The sequence below is a fragment of the Paracoccus sediminis genome (assembly GCF_900188295.1).
GTDB lineage: Bacteria > Pseudomonadota > Alphaproteobacteria > Rhodobacterales > Rhodobacteraceae > Paracoccus > Paracoccus sediminis.
This window is the reverse complement of the sequence record NZ_FZNM01000010.1, coordinates 90,992-108,106: the sequence shown is the minus strand read 5'-3', so window position 1 is coordinate 108,106 and position 17,115 is coordinate 90,992. Positions and strand designations below refer to the sequence as shown.

The window sequence follows — 17,115 nt, the reverse complement described above, 5'->3', positions numbered from 1 at the left end:
ACAATCCCAATGTCAGGCTGCCCGCCGTGGCGTCCTGATCAGGCCCTGACCTTTCCGAGGGTCGGCGCTCCTACACCACGCCACGGGGCACTATCGGCTTCCCTGACCATCGGGCCTTGGGTCTGCGCCGCGAACAGGCCGGGCAGGACGCCGAACGCAGTCAGGATTGCCCCGCGCGTTGATTTCAGCGATTGCAGGGCTTGCGACCGGGCAATGTCGGGGGTCGTGTCGTGGCCCTTCCAGTCCTGTGCCGGGGCAGGCCCGCCCGCCGCCGCCACGTTCACCGACTCTCGCAATAGGACGCGCCCCCGCTTGCCCCGAAAGCCACGGCCCAAGGCTTCCAGGTCGGTTTCGGTCGTTTCCGGGAAGGGCAGAACCTGACTGCCAAGCGGGGCATTCTCATAGATCTCTGTCAGCGCCGTTTCCAGCGTGTGAAGTAGGCCCGCCGTCATGCGCGCCCGGTGCAAGGGCGGGGTGCCGGTCCAGGGGGCCACAGGGTCGGACGCCAGCCGCAGATGCAGCACCTCGGCAGACAGGACGGTTTCACGTCGCCCGCCGCCCGCCTCTGACACGCCAACGCGATAGGCGCGCGGGATGCCGTCGCGGGTCGATACTTCCCAGTCTGCACAAGGCACCAGCCGGTCATCGCGGACCAGCATCACCGCCTCGCCACGCAGGGCCGCAGAGCGGGCGATGATCGCCATGCTGCGCCGGTCCAACAAATCGGTGCCCTGCACATCGGCCAGGGCGAAAGAGCCTTCCCACATGCTGACACAGGCTTGCACGGTCGCGGTCAAATCGCCCAGGCCCGCGCGGCCTGCGATGTAGCTTTCCCGCGCAGCCATGATTTCGGCGGTATAGCCGGTGCCGCTGGAACGGGTTTCACTGACTGGCAAGTTGCCATTCAGCCGCCTGAATAGATCCATCAGCCCCATGTCAGGCCCTCCGATACGGGCGCAACAGGTCTGCCGCGCCGCTGTTCTGCATGGCCCGCCCGATATGCGACGTGCTGACCTCGATGCTTTCCTGAACCTGCCCGATGTTCAGCGAGTAGGACGTGGCGCCGGGGGCAATGTCGGGCATTCCGTCCAGATAGTCCGCGAGCCGCCGCGCGGCCTCGATGACCGCAGCCGGGGGCATCGGAACGCCATCCCCCACGATTGCCGTGATCCGGTAAGGGCCGCAGCCGGGCAGATCATAGCCGCCCCAGGCCGATGCGTCCGGGATGCAAGCCTTCCACAAGCCGCCGTCCCATGCCTCGACCGATTGCAGCACTGCCGGGGCCAGGGGGGCCTGCCAGTCGCCTGCGCCCTCGACCAGCCAGACAACCTGCCTGGGGGTCCAGCGCCAGGCCGTGTAAGCCTCGATCCGCTGCCAGACGGCCGGCAGTTCCAGATGACCCAGAATGGCCGGATATTCTGCCGGGATCGCCTCGGTCTGCCTGATCGTCACCGCCATCAGAGCCTCCACCTGTTCAGGGACCGGCCAAGGTTGGACGCGGGGGGCATCAGAACGCCGCCCTCGGTCGGGGTCCAGTTCCGCGCCTCTACCTGCGTGTCAGGATAGGCCGGGCGAGTCACAAGGCTGATTTCGTAGAGCAGCGCCTGATAGATCCAGCGGATCAGCGCCATGCCCAATTTCGGATCTTCCTCGACCACCTTTTCCGCGTCCGGTGCGACACGTTCGGGCGGGATGCGAAAGCCGGGGGAGATGCCGACGATCAGGCCCGCGCGATAGGCTGCCATCAGGTCGCGCACCCATGAGATTTCCAGCATCTCGGTTGTCAGTTCGGCCTCGAACAGCAGGGCATCATCCGTGTCCTGCAATTCGAGATTGCCCGCCCCGCGTGATGCAAGGGGATGGTCATAGCTGTGACCGACAAGCCGGTGAATGTCTTCTTCGGGCCGGTCCACGCGATAGGCGAAAGCCTTTGGCGCGATGACCTCCTTGCGGGGCCTGCCCTTGCGGCCGCCATCCGTCAGAACAGCGGCCTTGCCATAGGGAAAGCGGCCACCCAACGATGGTGCCGGAACGCCGCTGGCGGATTTCCAGCCCGCCGCTGTGACCGCCCCAAAGCATCAGGGTTCACCGATGCCGGTCAGGATGCGGGTTTGCAGGCCGCGCGGGACGGTAAAGTCAGCCGTGACAAGCGCCGTCAGCACCAGATGGCCCGATGCCGCCTTGGTGTAGGGGTCGCGGATCAGATCGACCCCACCCCAGAGGCCCAGATAGCCCGGCGCCACGCCCTGCACGTTCGCGGTCATGATCGCGGTTTCGTCGGGGATGACATTCGAGATTGCCGGGGTGCCGACATGCTTGGTCAGCCGGTCCCATTCCGAAACCGCCGTGCCGGTGATCAGCGCGTCGTCCAGTTCGGCCCAGATCGCCGGGTCAAAGCCCAGGTTCACCTGATTGGCCGAAGTAATCGCATTGGCTTCCATGAACGCCACGATCTGCGCCTGGAACGCTGCCCAGGTCGCGGTTGCCCCAACAGGCGTGACCGGGATGCCATAGGTTGCTGCGCCGGGGATGATGCCCAGAGGCTGACCATTCGCGCCGCTGCCATTGATGACAACCCGATCCAGTTCGGTGCCGATCACCGCGTTCATGTCGCGGCGGATCGCAGCTTCCAGGCCCTCGCCTGCCTGTTTCAGCGCCTTGCGGCTGATGACCATTTGAGCGCCGCCCGTGTGATCGGGGTTCAGGCTGCGTTCGGCAGTCTCATAGGGCTGCGCTGCGCCGACATTCGCCAGTTCATTGGTCTGCCAGCCGAAGATCGCGCCAGCCGTTGCGACCGGGAAGGCCAGTTCGCCCGCGCCGATGTTGATCCGCTGAATGCCCAGGCGTTCGGCCACGCTGTTGGGGAAGATCCGGTCGATGACCGGGCGGATGGTCTTGGGGTTCACCTGATCCGCCGCGATGGTTTCGCCTGCACGAGTTTCCAGCGCCGCATAGGGGATCGGGATGCCCCGATAGCCGCCCGCCGACCGCAGTTCCTCGACAATCTCTGCCGTGGCACCCGACAGGGCCTTGCCCTCGTCCAGCGATAGGGCAACCTGCCGCAATTCGAAGCGGCCAAGCATATCGGCCCATTCACGATCCGAGCGCGTTTCCAGTTCCGCCCCGGCTTCGCGCCGTTCGGTATCCTCGGCAATCAACGCCGCGCGATAGCGGGTTTCGTTGGACCGATATTCCGCATCCAGGGTTTCCATGGAGCGGGTTTCGTCGTCGTTCGGGCTGTCCTTGCCGACAAGGCCCGAAAGCTGTTGGCGGATTTCGCTTTGCCGCCGTGCGATCTTGATACTATTCAGCATGTGATTTCCTCATATTGCCGGGTTGCGCCGCATGTCTTGCAGCAAGGATTTCCAAGCATCGCGCTTGGGGTCGGGTCGGCCCAAGCCGATCTCGATACGGGTTTTGCGGGAATGGCAGGCCGGGCAGAGGCATTGCAGATTGGTCAGGTCAAAGGCCCGTTCCGGCGCATGGCGCACTGCCTTGATGTGATCGACCTCAAGCCGTCCTGCCGCGCCGCACTGGACGCAGCGCCAGCCGTCACGCCGCAGGGCTTCCAGGCGCAGGCCCTTCCAACGCCGGGTCTTGATGACTGCCGCAGACTTGCGGTCCCACCTCATGCCCATACTGGCGTCCTAGTCTTGCGCACGGGGGCCGCGACACGCCGCGCACCTTCCGCGACTGCCAGGACGGTTGCCGCCGCCGCGTCGATGCGACCAAGCGCCCGGCCTTTCGCCAACTTGTGATTGCCTGCCGGGTCGATCAGGGTGATCGCATCGGCAAAGGCCGAACGCAGCAGCAGGGACGGGGCCACCTGAACGCAGCCATCGAACAATGCGCGCCGGAACCGTTCAATGTCTTCGCTGCCATCCTTCCAGCCAAAGCCGCGCCAGATGAACGGGACACGCAGCCCCGCCGCCAGCATGGCCTCGGAAAATTCGGCATGGCGGAACCTGTCACCGACGATGCAGGCCGGGGTCAAGCCATCCAGCCGCTTGACCAGTTCCGCAAGCCAGGGACCGGGCGGCACGGTGTTGTCGCCCATTACGATCAGTTCGCCGCGTTCGTGCATCTCGGTATAGCGCCCCGACACACCATCAGCCGCGCCTCGATCCGCAAGACCGGGCTTTGCCGGGAACGTGCCGACCGCCTCAAGCCGTCCGGTCTGGGGCCAGTAGAAGGATGCGGCTGACATGGACCGGGAACCGCCCAGGTCAACACCAAGGATGCACGGGCCATCGCGCGGGGGCAGGGCATCGGGGGCGACCTCTGCCGACAGCCATTCGTCAACCGTCACCAGAACGGAGCGGTCTTCGGTCGAGACACGTTCGTTCCGGTTCAGGTTGCGAAAGCTGGACAAAGCCGATCCGCCCCGCGCGATGGCCCGCCTCGCCTGCGCCACCAGCCATTCGGGGGACGCCCCGATGCCCTCGGCAGAGCCTGGGTTGGCGATGAGCAGGCTTTCCAGATCGTCCGCAGGCAGGCCGAAGGGCGGGCGATGTTCTTGCACATAGGTTCCGGGCGGGGGTTCATCCATCCACCGGCTGAACGTGTTGGTATCGTCGGGCGCGGACGTGCTGATGATCAGCGCCCGGCCATCGCGCTTGCCCAGGCCGGACAGAATGGCGTTTTCCAGGGCATCGCCCTTTTCGCGTTCCCACGCCGCCCGTTCGTCCAGGATCGCCAGCGTCGGCGCGCCGCCCAGGATCGACTTTCCATCGGCTGCGATACATCGGACCAACCCGCCGCCGTTGGCCGAATACTCGACCTCCAGCTTGGACCCGCGCCGGACGATGAACAGTTCCTGTTCGTCTTCGCTCAAGCCTTCGATGAAGCCGACCACGAATTGAAAGGCGGTTTTAGCCTGATCGCGGTTCCGGGCCGCAAGGATGATCTCGCGCTTGGGCTGATCGTCCCACACGCCCATCAGACTTCCCAGGCCGATGCCAGCCGACAACGCCGTCTTGGCGTTGCCGCGACCGATCGACAGAACGCCGATCATCACGCCATCAGCCGTGGCACCGCGCACGAACTGCTTCTGATAACCGGCCAGGACCAGAGGCTCACCGGCCTTCGGCCCTTCCGGGATGCGCAGCGTTTCCAGAAAGCTGATGACGGTTTCAGCGGTCACTTTTTCAACGCCCCGCCATTGCGTTCGACAGTCTGTTCCCAGTCGAATGCCGCGCCCGTAACCATGAAGTTGCCGGGCCGTTCGGTGCCATCGGGGTTCTTGCCGCCAAATTCGGCAACCATCGCATAGGGAATGTCCCAATGCCCTTCCACCACGTCGCCAAGCTGCATGGTGCGAACCACGTCCTTGTAGGACTCCGCGCCCTTGCCGCCGCCTTTCATCGTCAGGCTGTTGCGCAGATCGCCGCTTTCGACCGGCATCCGCCCGCCCTCGTCACGGGGCGTCTGCACTTGCTCGAAAACGTCTTCCACCGATGCCCGCGCAATGGTCAGCATGTTGGCTTTCGCCTCTTGTGCAAGGCGTTTCAGATCACGTCCGAAGCTCATTTTTTCCTCCAATTTTTCGGGAGAGAGACAGGAAGACCCCGCTCCGCGACACCTCCCCACCCCCGCCGAAGGGGGCATTGGCACCGGATTGGGGCCGGGCCGGTCATCGCCGCGCCTGAAAGCTGAAACAGATGACCGCGCCGTCGCTGGCAGGCTGCATGGGCTTCACGTCCTGCATCCGATACTCGACAGCCCCGATGCGCAGCACGTCCAGTGGCGCAGGCGTGATGGCGGCAGGCGCGGTCATGATGCCCAGCACGTCGCCTGCTTGGATCAGGGTGTCGCCATGATAGCCCGCGTCGTAGCCTGTTTCGATGTAGCGCACCGGATAGGCCACCTCGGCAGGTTCGCCCGGAGGATCCCAGGGATACTGCGGTTCGCTGCCCTCCATGCGGATGATCGCAGCAGGCCCGCCGTGCGTGGCGATCAGCCTGTCTGCATGTCGTCTCATTCGATCCGCCAACACGCCCATGTCAGCCTCCTTTACGTTACAGTATCACATCACATAAATAGGTCAATAATACTGCCGCATATTGCCTGCGTATAGTCCGGCCACCCGCTCCTTCCCCCCGCCTAAGCGAACAAGCCTGTGCGGCCTGCGTCCGGGAAAGGCCCTGCGCTTCCTCGATCCGTATCCACGCGATGCCCGGTAACGGGGGCCAGCCGCCTTCCCTCTGGCTTTCCACCAGACCCGCCCTTTGCAGCCATGCGCCGGTGCGGTCCCCGGTCTGTCACCCTGCGCCGCAGCATCAGGTTCACCAGCCGGTGGGTTTAGTTGTCGCGTTTCTGCGCTGGCCTAGCAGGAGCCGGTTCAGCGCGGGGTGGGTTAGAAGTCCCCAGATCGTCCTATCCCCGCTGATTTCGCTCGGCGGTCAGAAGCTAGGGCGGATGGTGGAATATGCCCGGCTCATGGTCCGGTCTGCTTCGATGCATTGAAGCCCCCGCACCGCGCCCATGACGCGGGGGCAGGGGTTCTGTCAGTCCTCGATCAGCGGGAAGTCGTCCCGGCCATCGAAGTCGCCACGGTGGCGATAGACCTCGTTGACCATGCGCATCATCAGCGCGTGTTGTTTGGTGCTCGGCGTCCAGTTCTTGTGTCTGGACTGCTTGGCGATGGACAGGGCAAAGTCCTTGGCCCATTCGTCTTTTGCCGCCTTGCAGACGGCCGGCCAGGACCACAGCAGTTCCTCAACCGTGGGCAGGGGCTGCATGTTCATGCCGCTGCCCTCCGGTCCAGATGGCCGAGGAAAGCCGCCTGATCGCGCGGGTTCATTGCCTCGTAGCAGGCCAAGGTATAGGCTTTCAGTTCAGCCCGGCACGCCCATGCGGCCCAATCGTGCGCCGATGCCATGATGCCCAAGAACGGGGGCAGCGGATCGCCGGGCCGCAGCGCGTCGATGAACCTTTCCATCAGCGGAATGCGGTCGCGCGGATCACAAGCCAGGACGGCTTGCATCAATGCTCTTGCCGCTGACTCACGCTCAATGTTAAGATCAACCCATTCCAGCCAGGAATGCAGATCAGCCCCGGTTGCGCCCCTCAGCGCGCCGGGGTTTTCATTTTCGGGATCCTCTGGCAGGTTCGCCAAAGCCCGATTTCCGGCAAAGTTTTCAAAGGCGGGATTTTCGGGGTTCGCCAACGTAGCGCCCTGAAAAAGCAGGATTGCGCCCTGCCCTCCGGGCCTACCAGCAGCAAAATGCCCGCCGGGGTGAACCGACGGGCATCAAGGGCCTCACGGAGCGGAAGCCCGCCGGACGATCAGGCGTCCAGCTTTTCCACCTTGGGCGCAGCCTTCGCGATCTCGATCCGGCGGGGCTTCAGGGCCTCGGGGATTTCGCGGACCAGGTCGATGTGCAACATGCCATCGACGTTGCTGGCCCCATCCACACGCACATGATCGGCCAGCGTGAACTTACGTTCGAACGCGCGCGTCGCGATGCCGCGATGCAGATAGGTGCGGGTGTCGTCTTCCTCGGCCTTGCGGGCGGACACGATCACGGCGCCGTCCCGAACCTCGACGTTCAGATCATCGGCGGCGAACCCGGCCACGGCGATCGAGATGCGATAGGCGTTCTCGCCCGTCTTCTCGATGTTGTAGGGGGGATAGGTCGGGGCGGCCACGTCGGCCGACAGGGTACGGTCCATCACATCTGCCAGCCGGTCGAAACCGACCGAGGCACGATAGAGCGGGGTGAGGTCGAAATTACGCATGGTCAACATCCTTTGGAAGCGATGCAGGGTCGGCCCCCCGGCATCCGGGCGGGCGGTCATCCCGGCGCCGTTGCGGCCGCCGGTAGCGATGATTTAGGATCGTGAAAGGACGGTTCAAGACCCCCGCGCCGCCCTTTTCAACGACCTGTGAACACGGCTAGAACAAGGCATGGATGTGTTTCTTCCCTTGTCTGTGGCGTGGTCGATCCCCGATCTGTCGGCCATCGCGCTGCTGTTTGTCACCTGGTTCGCAATCGGCTGGCTGACCGAACGGCCGCCTGCGGGCAAGCCGTCGGTATCCGTGCTGATGAAACGATTCCGCCGCGAATGGATGGTGCATTTCCTCACCCGCGATCCACGGATCTTCGACGGCAACATTCTGACCAGCCTGCGCGAGGGGACGGCCTTTTTCGCATCCGCCTGCATGATCGCCACCGGCGGGATCCTGGCGCTGATCGGCAATACGGATCAGTTGCGCGGGCTGGCGTCCGAACTGGCCCTGGAACGTCCCGGAGACATCCTGTGGGAACTGAAGCTGCTGGTGACGATGTTTTTCGTCGTCAACGCGTTCCTGAAATTCGTCTGGGCGCACCGGCTGTTCGGCTATTGCGCAATCATGATGGCGGCCGTTCCGAACGATCCCGACGATCCCATGGCGCGCGACCGGGCGATGCAGGCGGCCGATCTGAACATCACCGCCGCGCGCAGCTTCAACGCGGGGCTGCGCAGCGTCTATTTCGCGCTTGGATCGCTGGGCTGGCTGGCGGGGCCTTGGGCGCTGATGCTGGGCACGGCGGTCGTGCTGTTCGTGACGTGGCGGCGGGAATTCGCGTCAACGTCCCGCCAGGTCATCATGCGCAGTCTGCCACCGCCTCGGTTGCCCGATCATGCCAGACTGCCAGCGTCAGGACAAACGCCCCCGCAGCCGTAAGCGCGATGCCCACATAGCCGCTGGAGGCCCAGCCCCAGCCCGCCGTCAGCGCCATTCCGGCCAGGAACGGCCCCAGCGCGTTGGCCGCGTTGAAGGCGGCGTGATTCATCGCGGCGGCCATGTTCTGCGCAGGGCCGGCGACATCCATCAGCCGCGTTTGCAGCGGAATAACAAGCCCCGCCCCCGCCGCCAGCAGGAATGACGACAGCACCATCATCGGCCAGTTGCCCACCGCCAGGGACGCAAAGCCCTGCGTCGCGGCCATCGCAGCCAGACTGACATAGGCCGCGCGGATCTGGCCCAGGCGTTCGGTCAGCCGCCCCGCGACCAGCGTGCCCAGCGTGCCGCCCACGCCGAACACCGCAAGGGCCAGCGGGATCGCATAGGGCGGCGCGTCGGTGGTGGCGATCATCGCGGCGGTCAGAAAGGCATAGACCGCGAAGAACCCGCCAAAGCCGATGGCGCCCACGGCCAGCAGCCACAGCACGCGCGGATTGCGCAGGGCCTGCAATTCGTCCCAGGGCCGGGCGTTCGGATTGCCGCCGACGCGCGGGGCAAGTTTCAGGATCAGCCAGGCCGACAGCAGCGCGATGAACCCCGGCAGCGCAAAGCCCCAGCGCCAGCCGATGCTCTGGCCCAGCCAACCCGCCAGCGGGACGCCGACAATGTTGGCGACGGTCAGGCCGATGATGACTTGTGCCGCGCCCCGCGCCCGATGCTCGCGCGGCAGGGCGTCGGCCGCGTACAGCATCGCCACCCCCAGAAACCCGCCATGGGGCAGACCGGCTAGGAACCGCATTCCGGTCAGCGCGGCCAGACCCGGCAGAACCGCCGCCGCCAGGTTCATCACGCCGTAAAAGGCCATCAGCGCGGCCAGATAACGCCGCCGCGGCAACCGCGCGCCCAGCATCGAGGTCAGCGGCGCGCCGATCACCACCCCCAGGGCATAGGCGCTGATGACATGGCCCGCCTGCGGTTCCGTGATGCCCAGATCGCCCGCGAAATAGGGCAGCAGGCCCATGGCCGCGAATTCGGACGTGCCAATGGCAAAGGCGCCAAGGGCCAAGGCCAGAATGGCATGGCGAAGGTGGGCCTGTTCCGTCATGGTGCGCGCTTTCCGTGGGAGGATTTGGGCCAAGCATCATGCTGCGGCGCAGCAATTGCAAGTCGAGAGCGCGTCAAACCGGCTTTGCAAAGGATGCAACCATCATGATTCCTGTTGATCGGCCGGCGCGGTGGCTTTTATAATTTACCGTGCCAAACAATAATGTTAATTATTTATTACTATTTTTGCATAGGAGGTCAGCATGTTTTGGAAGTCTCTAATGCCGGCAATCTGTTTTTTGCCCATGATTGCATCTGTTGGAATGACGCAGCCGATGAATGTCACGACGGCCGAGGAATTCAACAGTCAGGTTGTCGGGAAGTCCCTTGTCCATGCCGAGGGTGGGCAGGTCGTCATCAACGCGTCTGGTCAGATAACGGGTGTCATCAGAGGTGAACCGATCACGGCGTCCAAATGGATTTGGGATCAGTCCAAGTTTTGCCGGGCTTTCCAAACGGCAAATAACGACTTCCCATCGGAATGTCAGAATGTGGTCATAAATGGAAACACGGTTCGCTTTGGACGAACAGAGTGGACCATTCAATAATCCGCAGTGCGCCCTGAACGAAGTTCATGATGGCGGCAAGATTCACAGATACCCGCGCATCATCAGGATCCACACCACGGCTGCCGCAAGAACCATCAGACCCAGGGCCACCGACGCCGCAAACCCGACCACCCGGCCCTGCCATCGCGACAGTTCGCCCAAAGGCTGAAGATGTGCGGCCAAAGCCTGATGGCTGCGCGACAGGCCGGTCAGGTCCAGTTGCCGGGCAATCTTGGGTTGCGCGGACCTCTGGTCGGCCAAGGCCAAAGCGGCGGCTTCCTTGCGCAATCGGCGGGGCAAGGCGCCGCCACGACGGCGCAGCATCACCGACAGCGGCGGGCGTTCGCCGCGCCGGGCGCCGCCGAACCGGGCGGCGATCAGGCGCGCCACCTCGTCGGCCATGTCGCGGATGTCGTCCGGGCTGTTTGCGCTGCGCGTCATGGGCACAGTCTAGCCGGTCTGGCCGGGGGCCGGAAGACACCGTAGGATCGTGGGCATGAAACTGAATCACACATCGGTCGGCACCGGCGGCGGCCTGCCGATCCTGCTGGTCCACGGGCTGTTCGGCCAAGGCCGCAATCTGGGCGCGCTGGCACGGCGGCTGGCGGAACGGCGGCGCGTCGTCACCGTGGACATGCGCAACCACGGCGACAGCTTTCACGATCCCGACCATTGCTATCCGGCGCTTGCCGACGATCTGGCCGATGCGGTTGCCGACTTGGGCGGCAAGGTCGATCTGGCCGGGCATTCGATGGGCGGCAAGGCCGCGATGACGCTGGCGCTGACCCGGCCCGCCATGGTGCGCAAGCTGGCGGTGCTGGACATCGCGCCAATCGCGTACGCCCATTCGCAGACCGCGCTGATCGATGCGATGGAATCGCTGGACCTGACGGCCATCGACCGCCGCAGCGCCGCCGACGCGGCCCTGGCACGGCGTGTGGATGATCCGGGCATCCGCGCCTTTCTGCTGCAATCGCTGGATCTGAAGGCCGATCCCAAGGTCTGGCGTCTGAACCTGGCCGCCCTGCGTGACCAGATGGACCGCCTGGTCGGTTGGCCCGAGGGCCTGCCGCGGGCGACCTTTGACGGTCCGGTGCTGGAGATCGCGGGCGAACGGTCGGATTATGTGTCCCAGGCCGGCCTGGCGGCGCTGCGGGCGCATTTTCCGCAGGCGCGCGCGGTTCGGGTGAAGGGCGCGGGGCATTGGCTGCACGCCGACGCACCCCAGGCGGTGGCACAGATCCTGGTCAGCTTTCTGGGCGAGGGGTAAGGGCGCCCCAGCAATCCAGATCGAACTCGGCGACGCCGGTGTCGCCGGGTACCAAGGTCTTTCGACTGAAGGCGATGATTTCGCATCCCGTGGCCTGGGCCGCGGCCTCGGCCATCAGGCGGGGAACGCCGGACCGCGACGGACGCGCAAGAAAGGTCATCCGCACGACCTCGGCCCGGTCGTCCTTTTGGAACACCACGAAGTCGATGCCGTCCAGCCGAACCTCGTGGCGGATCGCGCCGGACATCCGGGGCGACGGACTGGCGCAGGCGCACAGCAGGAACAAAAGGACAAGGCATCGCATGATGCCTGTCTGCCACAGGCCTGGTTAAGACGCGGTTAACGGACGCCCTGCTCCTCCAGCCGGTCAGCCAGCGATTCCGCGCGCGCGGCCAGTTCGGCCATCGCCTCCTTGAGGTCCGACGGGATCACCGGAACTTCGATGCGCGTGGGATTGGCCTGCAAGCGGTTCAGATGGCGTTCGGCCTTTTCGGCCCGTTCCTCGAGCGTGGCCACGCGGTCGGCCAGCATCAATCCCGCCAGCAGCAGCAGGCGCGGTTCGGGCGTGCGGCCCGCCTGGGCCAGGATTTGCTGCGCCTCGGCGTCCAGCAGGTTGGCGGCGCGTTGCAGCAGCTTTTCCTCGCCGTCCTGGGCCGCGACGCGGTATTCCTTGTGCCCGATGATGAAATCGACCTCGGCCATTCAGCGGTTCCCCCCTTGCGCATCGCTGTCTTCGGGAACGCCCCCGGCATCGCCCGCGATTTCCGGCGTGGCGGCGCTTGTCTCGTTTTCGGCCAGCAGGCGTTCGACCTCGGCCAGAAGCGCGCCAAGCTGGGCGGATTCGGCGGCGCGGGCCGCGCGCAACGCCTCGATCTCGGCCTCGAGCGCGACGCTGACGGCTTCGACCCGGTCGCCGTCGCCGGCGGCGGCCTGGATCAGGGTCCGGTTCGCGGCGGCCAGTTCGTCGTTGGCGGCGGCCAGTCGCGCGGCATGATCCGCAAGATCCTGACCGTCCTGACCTGCGCCTTGGCCCTGCGACATCTGTTCCGTCAACGCGGCGATCCGCGCATGGGCCGCATCCAGTTCGTCCCGCAGATCCGGGGATGCCGATGCGTGAACGACGCCCCCGCGATCCAGATACTGATCGATCCGGTCCAGGGCCGCGCTGAGACGGCGTTCGCTGACAGAAATATCGCTCATCGGCGGTCCTTTCGTGGCGTTCCCATGGTTTTGGCATTGCGTCCGGCCCGTGACAAGTCCGGCGGTCTTGGCGCGCGCTTTCGCGGGGCCTATAAGGCGGGCGACGAAAGGAACCTTCATGCGCGAAGCCACCATCACCCGCACCACCGCCGAAACCCAGATCGAGGTCGCGCTGAACCTGGACGGCACCGGCGTTTACGACAACCAGACGGGGGTCGGCTTTTTCGATCACATGCTGGACCAACTGTCGCGCCATTCGCTGATCGACCTGACCATCCGCGCCAAGGGCGACCGGCATGTGGACGACCACCACACCGTCGAGGACACGGGAATCGCCATCGGCCAGGCCCTGACCCGCGCGCTTGGCGACAAGAAGGGGATCCGCCGGTATGGCAGCTTTCTGCTGGCGATGGACGATTCGCTGGTGCGCGCGGCCCTGGATCTGTCGGCGCGGCCGTTCCTGGTGTGGAACGTCGATTTCCCGACCGAGACGATCGGCGCCTTCGACACCCAGCTGGTCCGCGAATTCTTCCAGGCCCTGTCCACCCATGGCGGCATCACGCTGCATGTGGACCGCATGCACGGCATCAACAGCCACCACATCGCCGAGGCCGCCTTCAAGGCCGTGGCCCGCGCCTTGCGCGAAGCCATCGAACCCGATCCGCGCATGGCGGGCGTGTTGCCATCGACCAAGGGCGCGCTGTGATGCGGGTCGCGCTGATCGATTACGACAGCGGCAACCTGCATTCGGCGGAAAAGGCGTTCCAGCTGATGGGCCGGGACGCAGGGGCGACGGTCGTCGTGACATCGGATCCGCAGGTCGCGGCAAAGGCCGACCGTATCGTTCTGCCGGGCGACGGCGCCTTTCCGGCCTGCCGCGCCGCCCTGGGCGAGGTTGACGGCATGGCCGACGCGCTGCGCGAGGCGGTGCTGGGCCGCAGCGTGCCCTTCATGGGCATCTGCGTCGGCATGCAGATGCTGGCCACCACCGGGCACGAATACCGCGAGACGCCGGGCCTGGGCTGGATCGGCGGAGAGATCGAGGCGATCGCCGCGCCGGGCCTGAAGGTGCCGCACATGGGCTGGAACGATCTGGTGATCGACCGGCCGCATCCGGTGCTGGAGGGGATCGAAACCAGCGATCATGCCTATTTTGTCCACAGCTGGCAGTTCCGTGTCGCCGATCCGGCGCACCGTCTGGCCCATGTCGATTACGGCGGACCCGTGACCGCGGTCGTGGGCCGGGACAATATGGTCGGCACGCAGTTCCATCCCGAAAAATCCCAGGGGATCGGGCTGCGCCTGATCGCGAATTTCCTGCGGTGGAACCCCTAGGCAGCCAGCCCGGCTTGCATGGCGTGAAGGCCGTTAACGCCTTGTTAACCATTTGCCGGTTATCCGTTCCGTCAACGGCTGCATTTCGGCTGTCGGAATCGAGGCGATGCTGGCCCGCCTCTGGACGGGACGACAGGTAGCATGGACTATCAATTCACGGTGCTGACCTTGGGTCAGAAGATCACCACGAAAACCACTGGCGCCGAGGCGGATGCCCCGTGGTCGAATGTCTCGGGCATCATCGCGATGCCGCAGGCCCGCGTTTCGACCCTGACGATCAGCGACGACGACGACCGGTTCCAAAGCGGACGCTATGCCCCGGATCTGACGGGCCAGACCCTGACCGCCCCCGCCACGTTCGGCAACAGTGCCACCCCTACCCCGGCGGGAACGCAGATGTCGTTCCACATCGCATCGGTCATCCACAGCGCGGTTCCCAATCCCGACGGCAGTCGCGATACCTTTCTGGCGCTGTTTCCCAGACAGCAGGTTCCGAACGCGATCGGTCTGGAATTGGGCGGGCGCTTTTCGGTCATCCTGATCCCCCAGCCCAAGGCCGACGGCAGCTATCCGGTCTTCGATCCGGCACGCACCTATTCCTACAAGCAGATCCAGAACCTTCAGCGCATCAACGATTCGACCGCCTATCCCCCGCCGCCCGCCGTGCCCTGCTTTGCCGCCGGAACGACGATCGTCACGGCGGCGGGACCGCGCCCGGTCGAATCCCTCAGCCCTGGCGACCTGATCGTGACGCGCGACAACGGCCCGCAGACGCTGCGCTGGCAGGGCCGCACGCATGTGACACGGGACGGGCTGGACATGCGGCCGAACCTGCGGCCAATCCTGATCCGCGCGGGGGCGCTTGGCTCTGGCCGACCGGTCAGCGATCTGGTGGTGTCGCCCCAGCACCGGGTTCTGGTCCGGTCCCGCATCGCGCACCGGCTGTTCCAGAACGCAGAGATCCTGGTCGCGGCCAAGCATCTGGTCGGGCTTCCGGGGATCGAGATCACGGTTCCCGACGATGGGGTGGCCTATGTGCACCTGCTGTTCGACCGGCATGAAATCGTTCTGTCAAACGGCGCCTGGTCGGAAAGCCTGTACACCGGCCCCCAGGCCCTGGCGTCGGTCGGCGACGCCGCCCGACGCGAAATCCTGGCGCTGTTCCCGGAACTGGACTGCGGCGCCCTGACCGAGCCGCGCCGCCGCCTGCTGACCGGACGCGAGGCGCGGCAACTGGCAGAACGCCAGTTGCGCAACCAGGGCAGGCGTTGCCTGTTCGAACGGATTTAGGGCGCACGCCCCCAACAGGACCGGGGGCGGACATCGATCATTTCACGGTGATGCGGCCGTCCAGGAAGGGCTGGTACGGTTCGTCCTGCGCCCCCAGATAGGTGGCAACGACATCGGCCAGATCCGGTCCGAAATCATAGGCGTTCTGCGCCTTGGTTTCAAACACGTCGTAGCCGTCGCCACCGGTCCGCATATAGTTGTTGGATACCACGCCATAGGTCGCCCCGGTGTCCAGCGGCGTCCATTCGCCGTTCGTCATGACCATCACGTCGCTGATCCGGCTGTCCACCGGGGCCGCCGGATCGACGGTATATTTCAGCCCCGCGACCTGGGCGAAACGGCCAGCCACTTCCTCGTACTGACTGGCGCCGTTTTCCAGGGCGGCGATGACATCGGCGCCTGACAACTGAAAGGTGGCAAGCGTGTTCTGGAACGGCAGGACGGAGTAAACCTCGCCCATGGATACCGGACCCTGGTCGATGGACGCGCGCAGCCCGCCGCTGTTGGCAATGGCGATGGTCATGCCCTGATCCCTGACCCGGTCCAGCATCGCATCGGCCACCAGATTGCCCATCTCGCATTCCTTGACGCGGCAGTTGTTGCGGTCGCCGTCGATGGGGGCGGCGGTTTCGGCCACGATCTTCTGGCGAAGCTCGTCGATGGGGGCGGCCATTTCCGTGACGCGCGCGACGACAGCCTCGTCCTCGGGAACGGAATCGTCCAGAAGGATCGGCTGGCCATTGACCATGGTCAGCACACCGCTGTCATCAAAGGTCAGGGTCAGATGGCCCAGATATTTCGAATAGGAATAGGCGGATGCAATCGGAACCTCGGTGCCGTCCGCGGCTGCGACCATGGTCGGATACGGTCCCTGCGCACCGTCCATGTCGCCCAGCAAGGTATGGGAATGGCCGCCGATGATCGCGTCCAGGCCCGGCACCTGCCTGGCATATTCCTGATCGCGCAGGTAGCCGGCATGGGTCAGCGCGATGATCTTGTTCACGCCCTGGTCGGTCAGTTCCTGCACGTCGGCCCTAAGGCTTTCGATGTCGTCCTGAAAGATCACCGACGAACCGGGCGATGCGGTTTCCGGCGTATCCATCGCCAAGGCCGACACGATGCCGATTTTTTCGCCGCCGACATCCAGAATGATAACATCCTCGATCTTGCCGTTCAGCACGTTCGACTGCGACAGATCCAGATTGCCGGACACGATCGGAAATTCGACGCCGTCCGCCAGTATCGCCAGTCCTTCGGGGCCATCGTCGAATTCGTGGTTGCCGACCGCCATCGCGTCATACCCGATGGCGGACATGAACTCGGCCACGTCCTTGCCCTTGTAGGTCGTGTAGAACAGCGATCCCTGGTACTGATCGCCCGCATCCAGCACGATGACATTGCCGCCCTCGGACCGGATACGGTCTCGCAGCTCGTTGACCTTGGACACCACCCGCGCCACGCCGCCAAAGCATTCGCCAGCGTCCTTTGCCTCTTGGTCGCAGGTGCTGTCGTATTCGTTGATCGATTCGATCCGGTTGTGCAGATCGTTGGTGTGCAGGATATTCAGCACCATTTCGGCCTGGACCGGGCCTGCGAAAAGCGCCGTTGCGGAAACGGCCGTCAAGAGTCGGAGTGCCATCGGTGATTCCCTTTTTCCCGTTGGAGCGGATCGCCGAAAGATTGGCGCACCCTGCCCC

The 17,115-nt window shown here is 64.9% G+C and carries 23 protein-coding genes; 6 read left to right on the top strand and 17 right to left on the bottom strand.

What is annotated here, in order from left to right; translation table 11 throughout:
• Positions 1-38: 38 nt before the first annotated feature.
• From CHB77_RS13655 to CHB77_RS13610, 11 genes are all read right to left on the bottom strand, one after another.
• Positions 39-926 carry a hypothetical protein gene (locus tag CHB77_RS13655; RefSeq protein WP_165456281.1) on the bottom strand — a complete coding sequence of 296 codons (888 nt, stop codon included), beginning with the start codon at positions 924-926 and terminating at the stop codon, positions 39-41.
• A gap of 10 nt (positions 927-936) precedes the next feature.
• Positions 937-1,458, bottom strand: a complete 522-nt coding sequence (locus CHB77_RS13650) for a hypothetical protein (protein ID WP_089388768.1) — start codon at positions 1,456-1,458, stop codon at positions 937-939.
• Positions 1,458-2,018 carry an HK97 family phage prohead protease gene (locus CHB77_RS13645; protein ID WP_242626658.1) on the bottom strand — a complete coding sequence of 187 codons (561 nt, stop codon included), beginning with the start codon at positions 2,016-2,018 and terminating at the stop codon, positions 1,458-1,460. The genes CHB77_RS13650 and CHB77_RS13645 overlap by 1 nt, the downstream gene beginning before the upstream one ends.
• Positions 2,019-2,078: 60 nt before the next feature.
• Positions 2,079-3,314 carry a phage major capsid protein gene (locus CHB77_RS13640; RefSeq protein WP_089388767.1) on the bottom strand — a complete coding sequence of 412 codons (1,236 nt, stop codon included), beginning with the start codon at positions 3,312-3,314 and terminating at the stop codon, positions 2,079-2,081.
• 9 nt (positions 3,315-3,323) lie between these two features.
• Positions 3,324-3,638 carry an HNH endonuclease gene (locus CHB77_RS13635; RefSeq protein WP_089388766.1) on the bottom strand — a complete coding sequence of 105 codons (315 nt, stop codon included), beginning with the start codon at positions 3,636-3,638 and terminating at the stop codon, positions 3,324-3,326.
• Positions 3,629-5,143 (bottom strand): terminase large subunit domain-containing protein, encoded by a 1,515-nt coding sequence (locus CHB77_RS13630; protein WP_242626657.1) that lies wholly within the window; start codon positions 5,141-5,143, stop codon positions 3,629-3,631. The genes CHB77_RS13635 and CHB77_RS13630 overlap by 10 nt, the downstream gene beginning before the upstream one ends.
• Complete coding sequence (locus CHB77_RS18115) at positions 5,140-5,529, bottom strand: hypothetical protein (RefSeq protein ID WP_131023370.1); 390 nt, start codon at positions 5,527-5,529, stop codon at positions 5,140-5,142. The genes CHB77_RS13630 and CHB77_RS18115 overlap by 4 nt, the downstream gene beginning before the upstream one ends.
• 103 nt (positions 5,530-5,632) lie before the next feature.
• Positions 5,633-5,980 carry a hypothetical protein gene (locus CHB77_RS13625; RefSeq protein ID WP_131023369.1) on the bottom strand — a complete coding sequence of 116 codons (348 nt, stop codon included), beginning with the start codon at positions 5,978-5,980 and terminating at the stop codon, positions 5,633-5,635.
• Positions 5,981-6,506: 526 nt separating this feature from the next.
• The gene (locus CHB77_RS13620) at positions 6,507-6,746 is read right to left on the bottom strand and encodes a mycothiol transferase (protein WP_089388764.1); all 240 of its coding nucleotides are present in this window, start codon (positions 6,744-6,746) and stop codon (positions 6,507-6,509) included.
• Positions 6,743-7,168, bottom strand: a complete 426-nt coding sequence (locus CHB77_RS18110; protein ID WP_131023368.1) for a hypothetical protein — start codon at positions 7,166-7,168, stop codon at positions 6,743-6,745. Before CHB77_RS18110 ends, CHB77_RS13620 begins: the two co-directional genes overlap by 4 nt.
• 119 nt (positions 7,169-7,287) lie before the next feature.
• On the bottom strand, positions 7,288-7,740 hold the full coding sequence (locus CHB77_RS13610) for an Hsp20 family protein (protein WP_089388778.1): 453 nt from the start codon (positions 7,738-7,740) through the stop codon (positions 7,288-7,290).
• Positions 7,741-7,909: 169 nt separating this feature from the next.
• Here CHB77_RS13610 and CHB77_RS13605 point away from each other — a divergent pair, with 169 nt between their 5' ends.
• Positions 7,910-8,671: a DUF599 domain-containing protein gene (locus CHB77_RS13605; protein WP_089388762.1), complete on the top strand. Its 762-nt coding sequence runs from the start codon at positions 7,910-7,912 to the stop codon at positions 8,669-8,671.
• Here the strand turns inward: CHB77_RS13605 and CHB77_RS13600 are convergent.
• The gene (locus tag CHB77_RS13600; RefSeq protein WP_089388761.1) at positions 8,592-9,776 is read right to left on the bottom strand and encodes an MFS transporter; all 1,185 of its coding nucleotides are present in this window, start codon (positions 9,774-9,776) and stop codon (positions 8,592-8,594) included. The two genes, CHB77_RS13605 and CHB77_RS13600, sit on opposite strands and share 80 nt — an antisense overlap.
• Before the next feature lie 202 nt (positions 9,777-9,978).
• Here CHB77_RS13600 and CHB77_RS13595 point away from each other — a divergent pair, with 202 nt between their 5' ends.
• Complete coding sequence (locus tag CHB77_RS13595; RefSeq protein ID WP_131023367.1) at positions 9,979-10,323, top strand: hypothetical protein; 345 nt, start codon at positions 9,979-9,981, stop codon at positions 10,321-10,323.
• Between the two features lie 42 nt (positions 10,324-10,365).
• On the opposite strand, the gene CHB77_RS13590 is transcribed toward CHB77_RS13595, so the two are convergent.
• The gene (locus tag CHB77_RS13590; RefSeq protein WP_089388759.1) at positions 10,366-10,764 is read right to left on the bottom strand and encodes a hypothetical protein; all 399 of its coding nucleotides are present in this window, start codon (positions 10,762-10,764) and stop codon (positions 10,366-10,368) included.
• Between the two features lie 55 nt (positions 10,765-10,819).
• Here CHB77_RS13590 and CHB77_RS13585 point away from each other — a divergent pair, with 55 nt between their 5' ends.
• Entirely contained in the window at positions 10,820-11,593 is a 774-nt protein-coding gene (locus CHB77_RS13585) for an alpha/beta fold hydrolase (RefSeq protein ID WP_089388758.1), read from the top strand.
• Here the strand turns inward: CHB77_RS13585 and CHB77_RS13580 are convergent.
• From CHB77_RS13580 to CHB77_RS13570, 3 genes are read right to left on the bottom strand one after another with little or no spacing between them, the layout of a single operon-like run.
• Positions 11,571-11,897 carry a hypothetical protein gene (locus CHB77_RS13580; protein ID WP_089388757.1) on the bottom strand — a complete coding sequence of 109 codons (327 nt, stop codon included), beginning with the start codon at positions 11,895-11,897 and terminating at the stop codon, positions 11,571-11,573. The two genes, CHB77_RS13585 and CHB77_RS13580, sit on opposite strands and share 23 nt — an antisense overlap.
• A gap of 35 nt (positions 11,898-11,932) precedes the next feature.
• Complete coding sequence (gene zapA, locus CHB77_RS13575; protein WP_089388756.1) at positions 11,933-12,295, bottom strand: cell division protein ZapA; 363 nt, start codon at positions 12,293-12,295, stop codon at positions 11,933-11,935.
• A complete protein-coding gene (locus CHB77_RS13570; protein WP_176430345.1) occupies positions 12,296-12,793 on the bottom strand; it encodes a hypothetical protein in 498 nt (165 codons plus the stop codon).
• 118 nt (positions 12,794-12,911) lie between these two features.
• Here CHB77_RS13570 and hisB point away from each other — a divergent pair, with 118 nt between their 5' ends.
• From hisB to CHB77_RS13555, 3 genes are all read left to right on the top strand, one after another.
• Positions 12,912-13,499: an imidazoleglycerol-phosphate dehydratase HisB gene (hisB, locus tag CHB77_RS13565; RefSeq protein ID WP_089388755.1), complete on the top strand. Its 588-nt coding sequence runs from the start codon at positions 12,912-12,914 to the stop codon at positions 13,497-13,499.
• Positions 13,499-14,128 carry an imidazole glycerol phosphate synthase subunit HisH gene (gene hisH / locus CHB77_RS13560; protein WP_089388754.1) on the top strand — a complete coding sequence of 210 codons (630 nt, stop codon included), beginning with the start codon at positions 13,499-13,501 and terminating at the stop codon, positions 14,126-14,128. Before hisB ends, hisH begins: the two co-directional genes overlap by 1 nt.
• A 141-nt stretch (positions 14,129-14,269) precedes the next feature.
• Positions 14,270-15,418, top strand: coding sequence for a Hint domain-containing protein (locus CHB77_RS13555; protein ID WP_242626656.1), 1,149 nt, complete (start codon positions 14,270-14,272; stop codon positions 15,416-15,418).
• A gap of 37 nt (positions 15,419-15,455) precedes the next feature.
• Here CHB77_RS13555 and CHB77_RS13550 read toward each other — a convergent pair whose 3' ends face one another.
• The gene (locus tag CHB77_RS13550; protein WP_089388753.1) at positions 15,456-17,057 is read right to left on the bottom strand and encodes a bifunctional metallophosphatase/5'-nucleotidase; all 1,602 of its coding nucleotides are present in this window, start codon (positions 17,055-17,057) and stop codon (positions 15,456-15,458) included.
• Positions 17,058-17,115 lie beyond the last annotated feature (58 nt).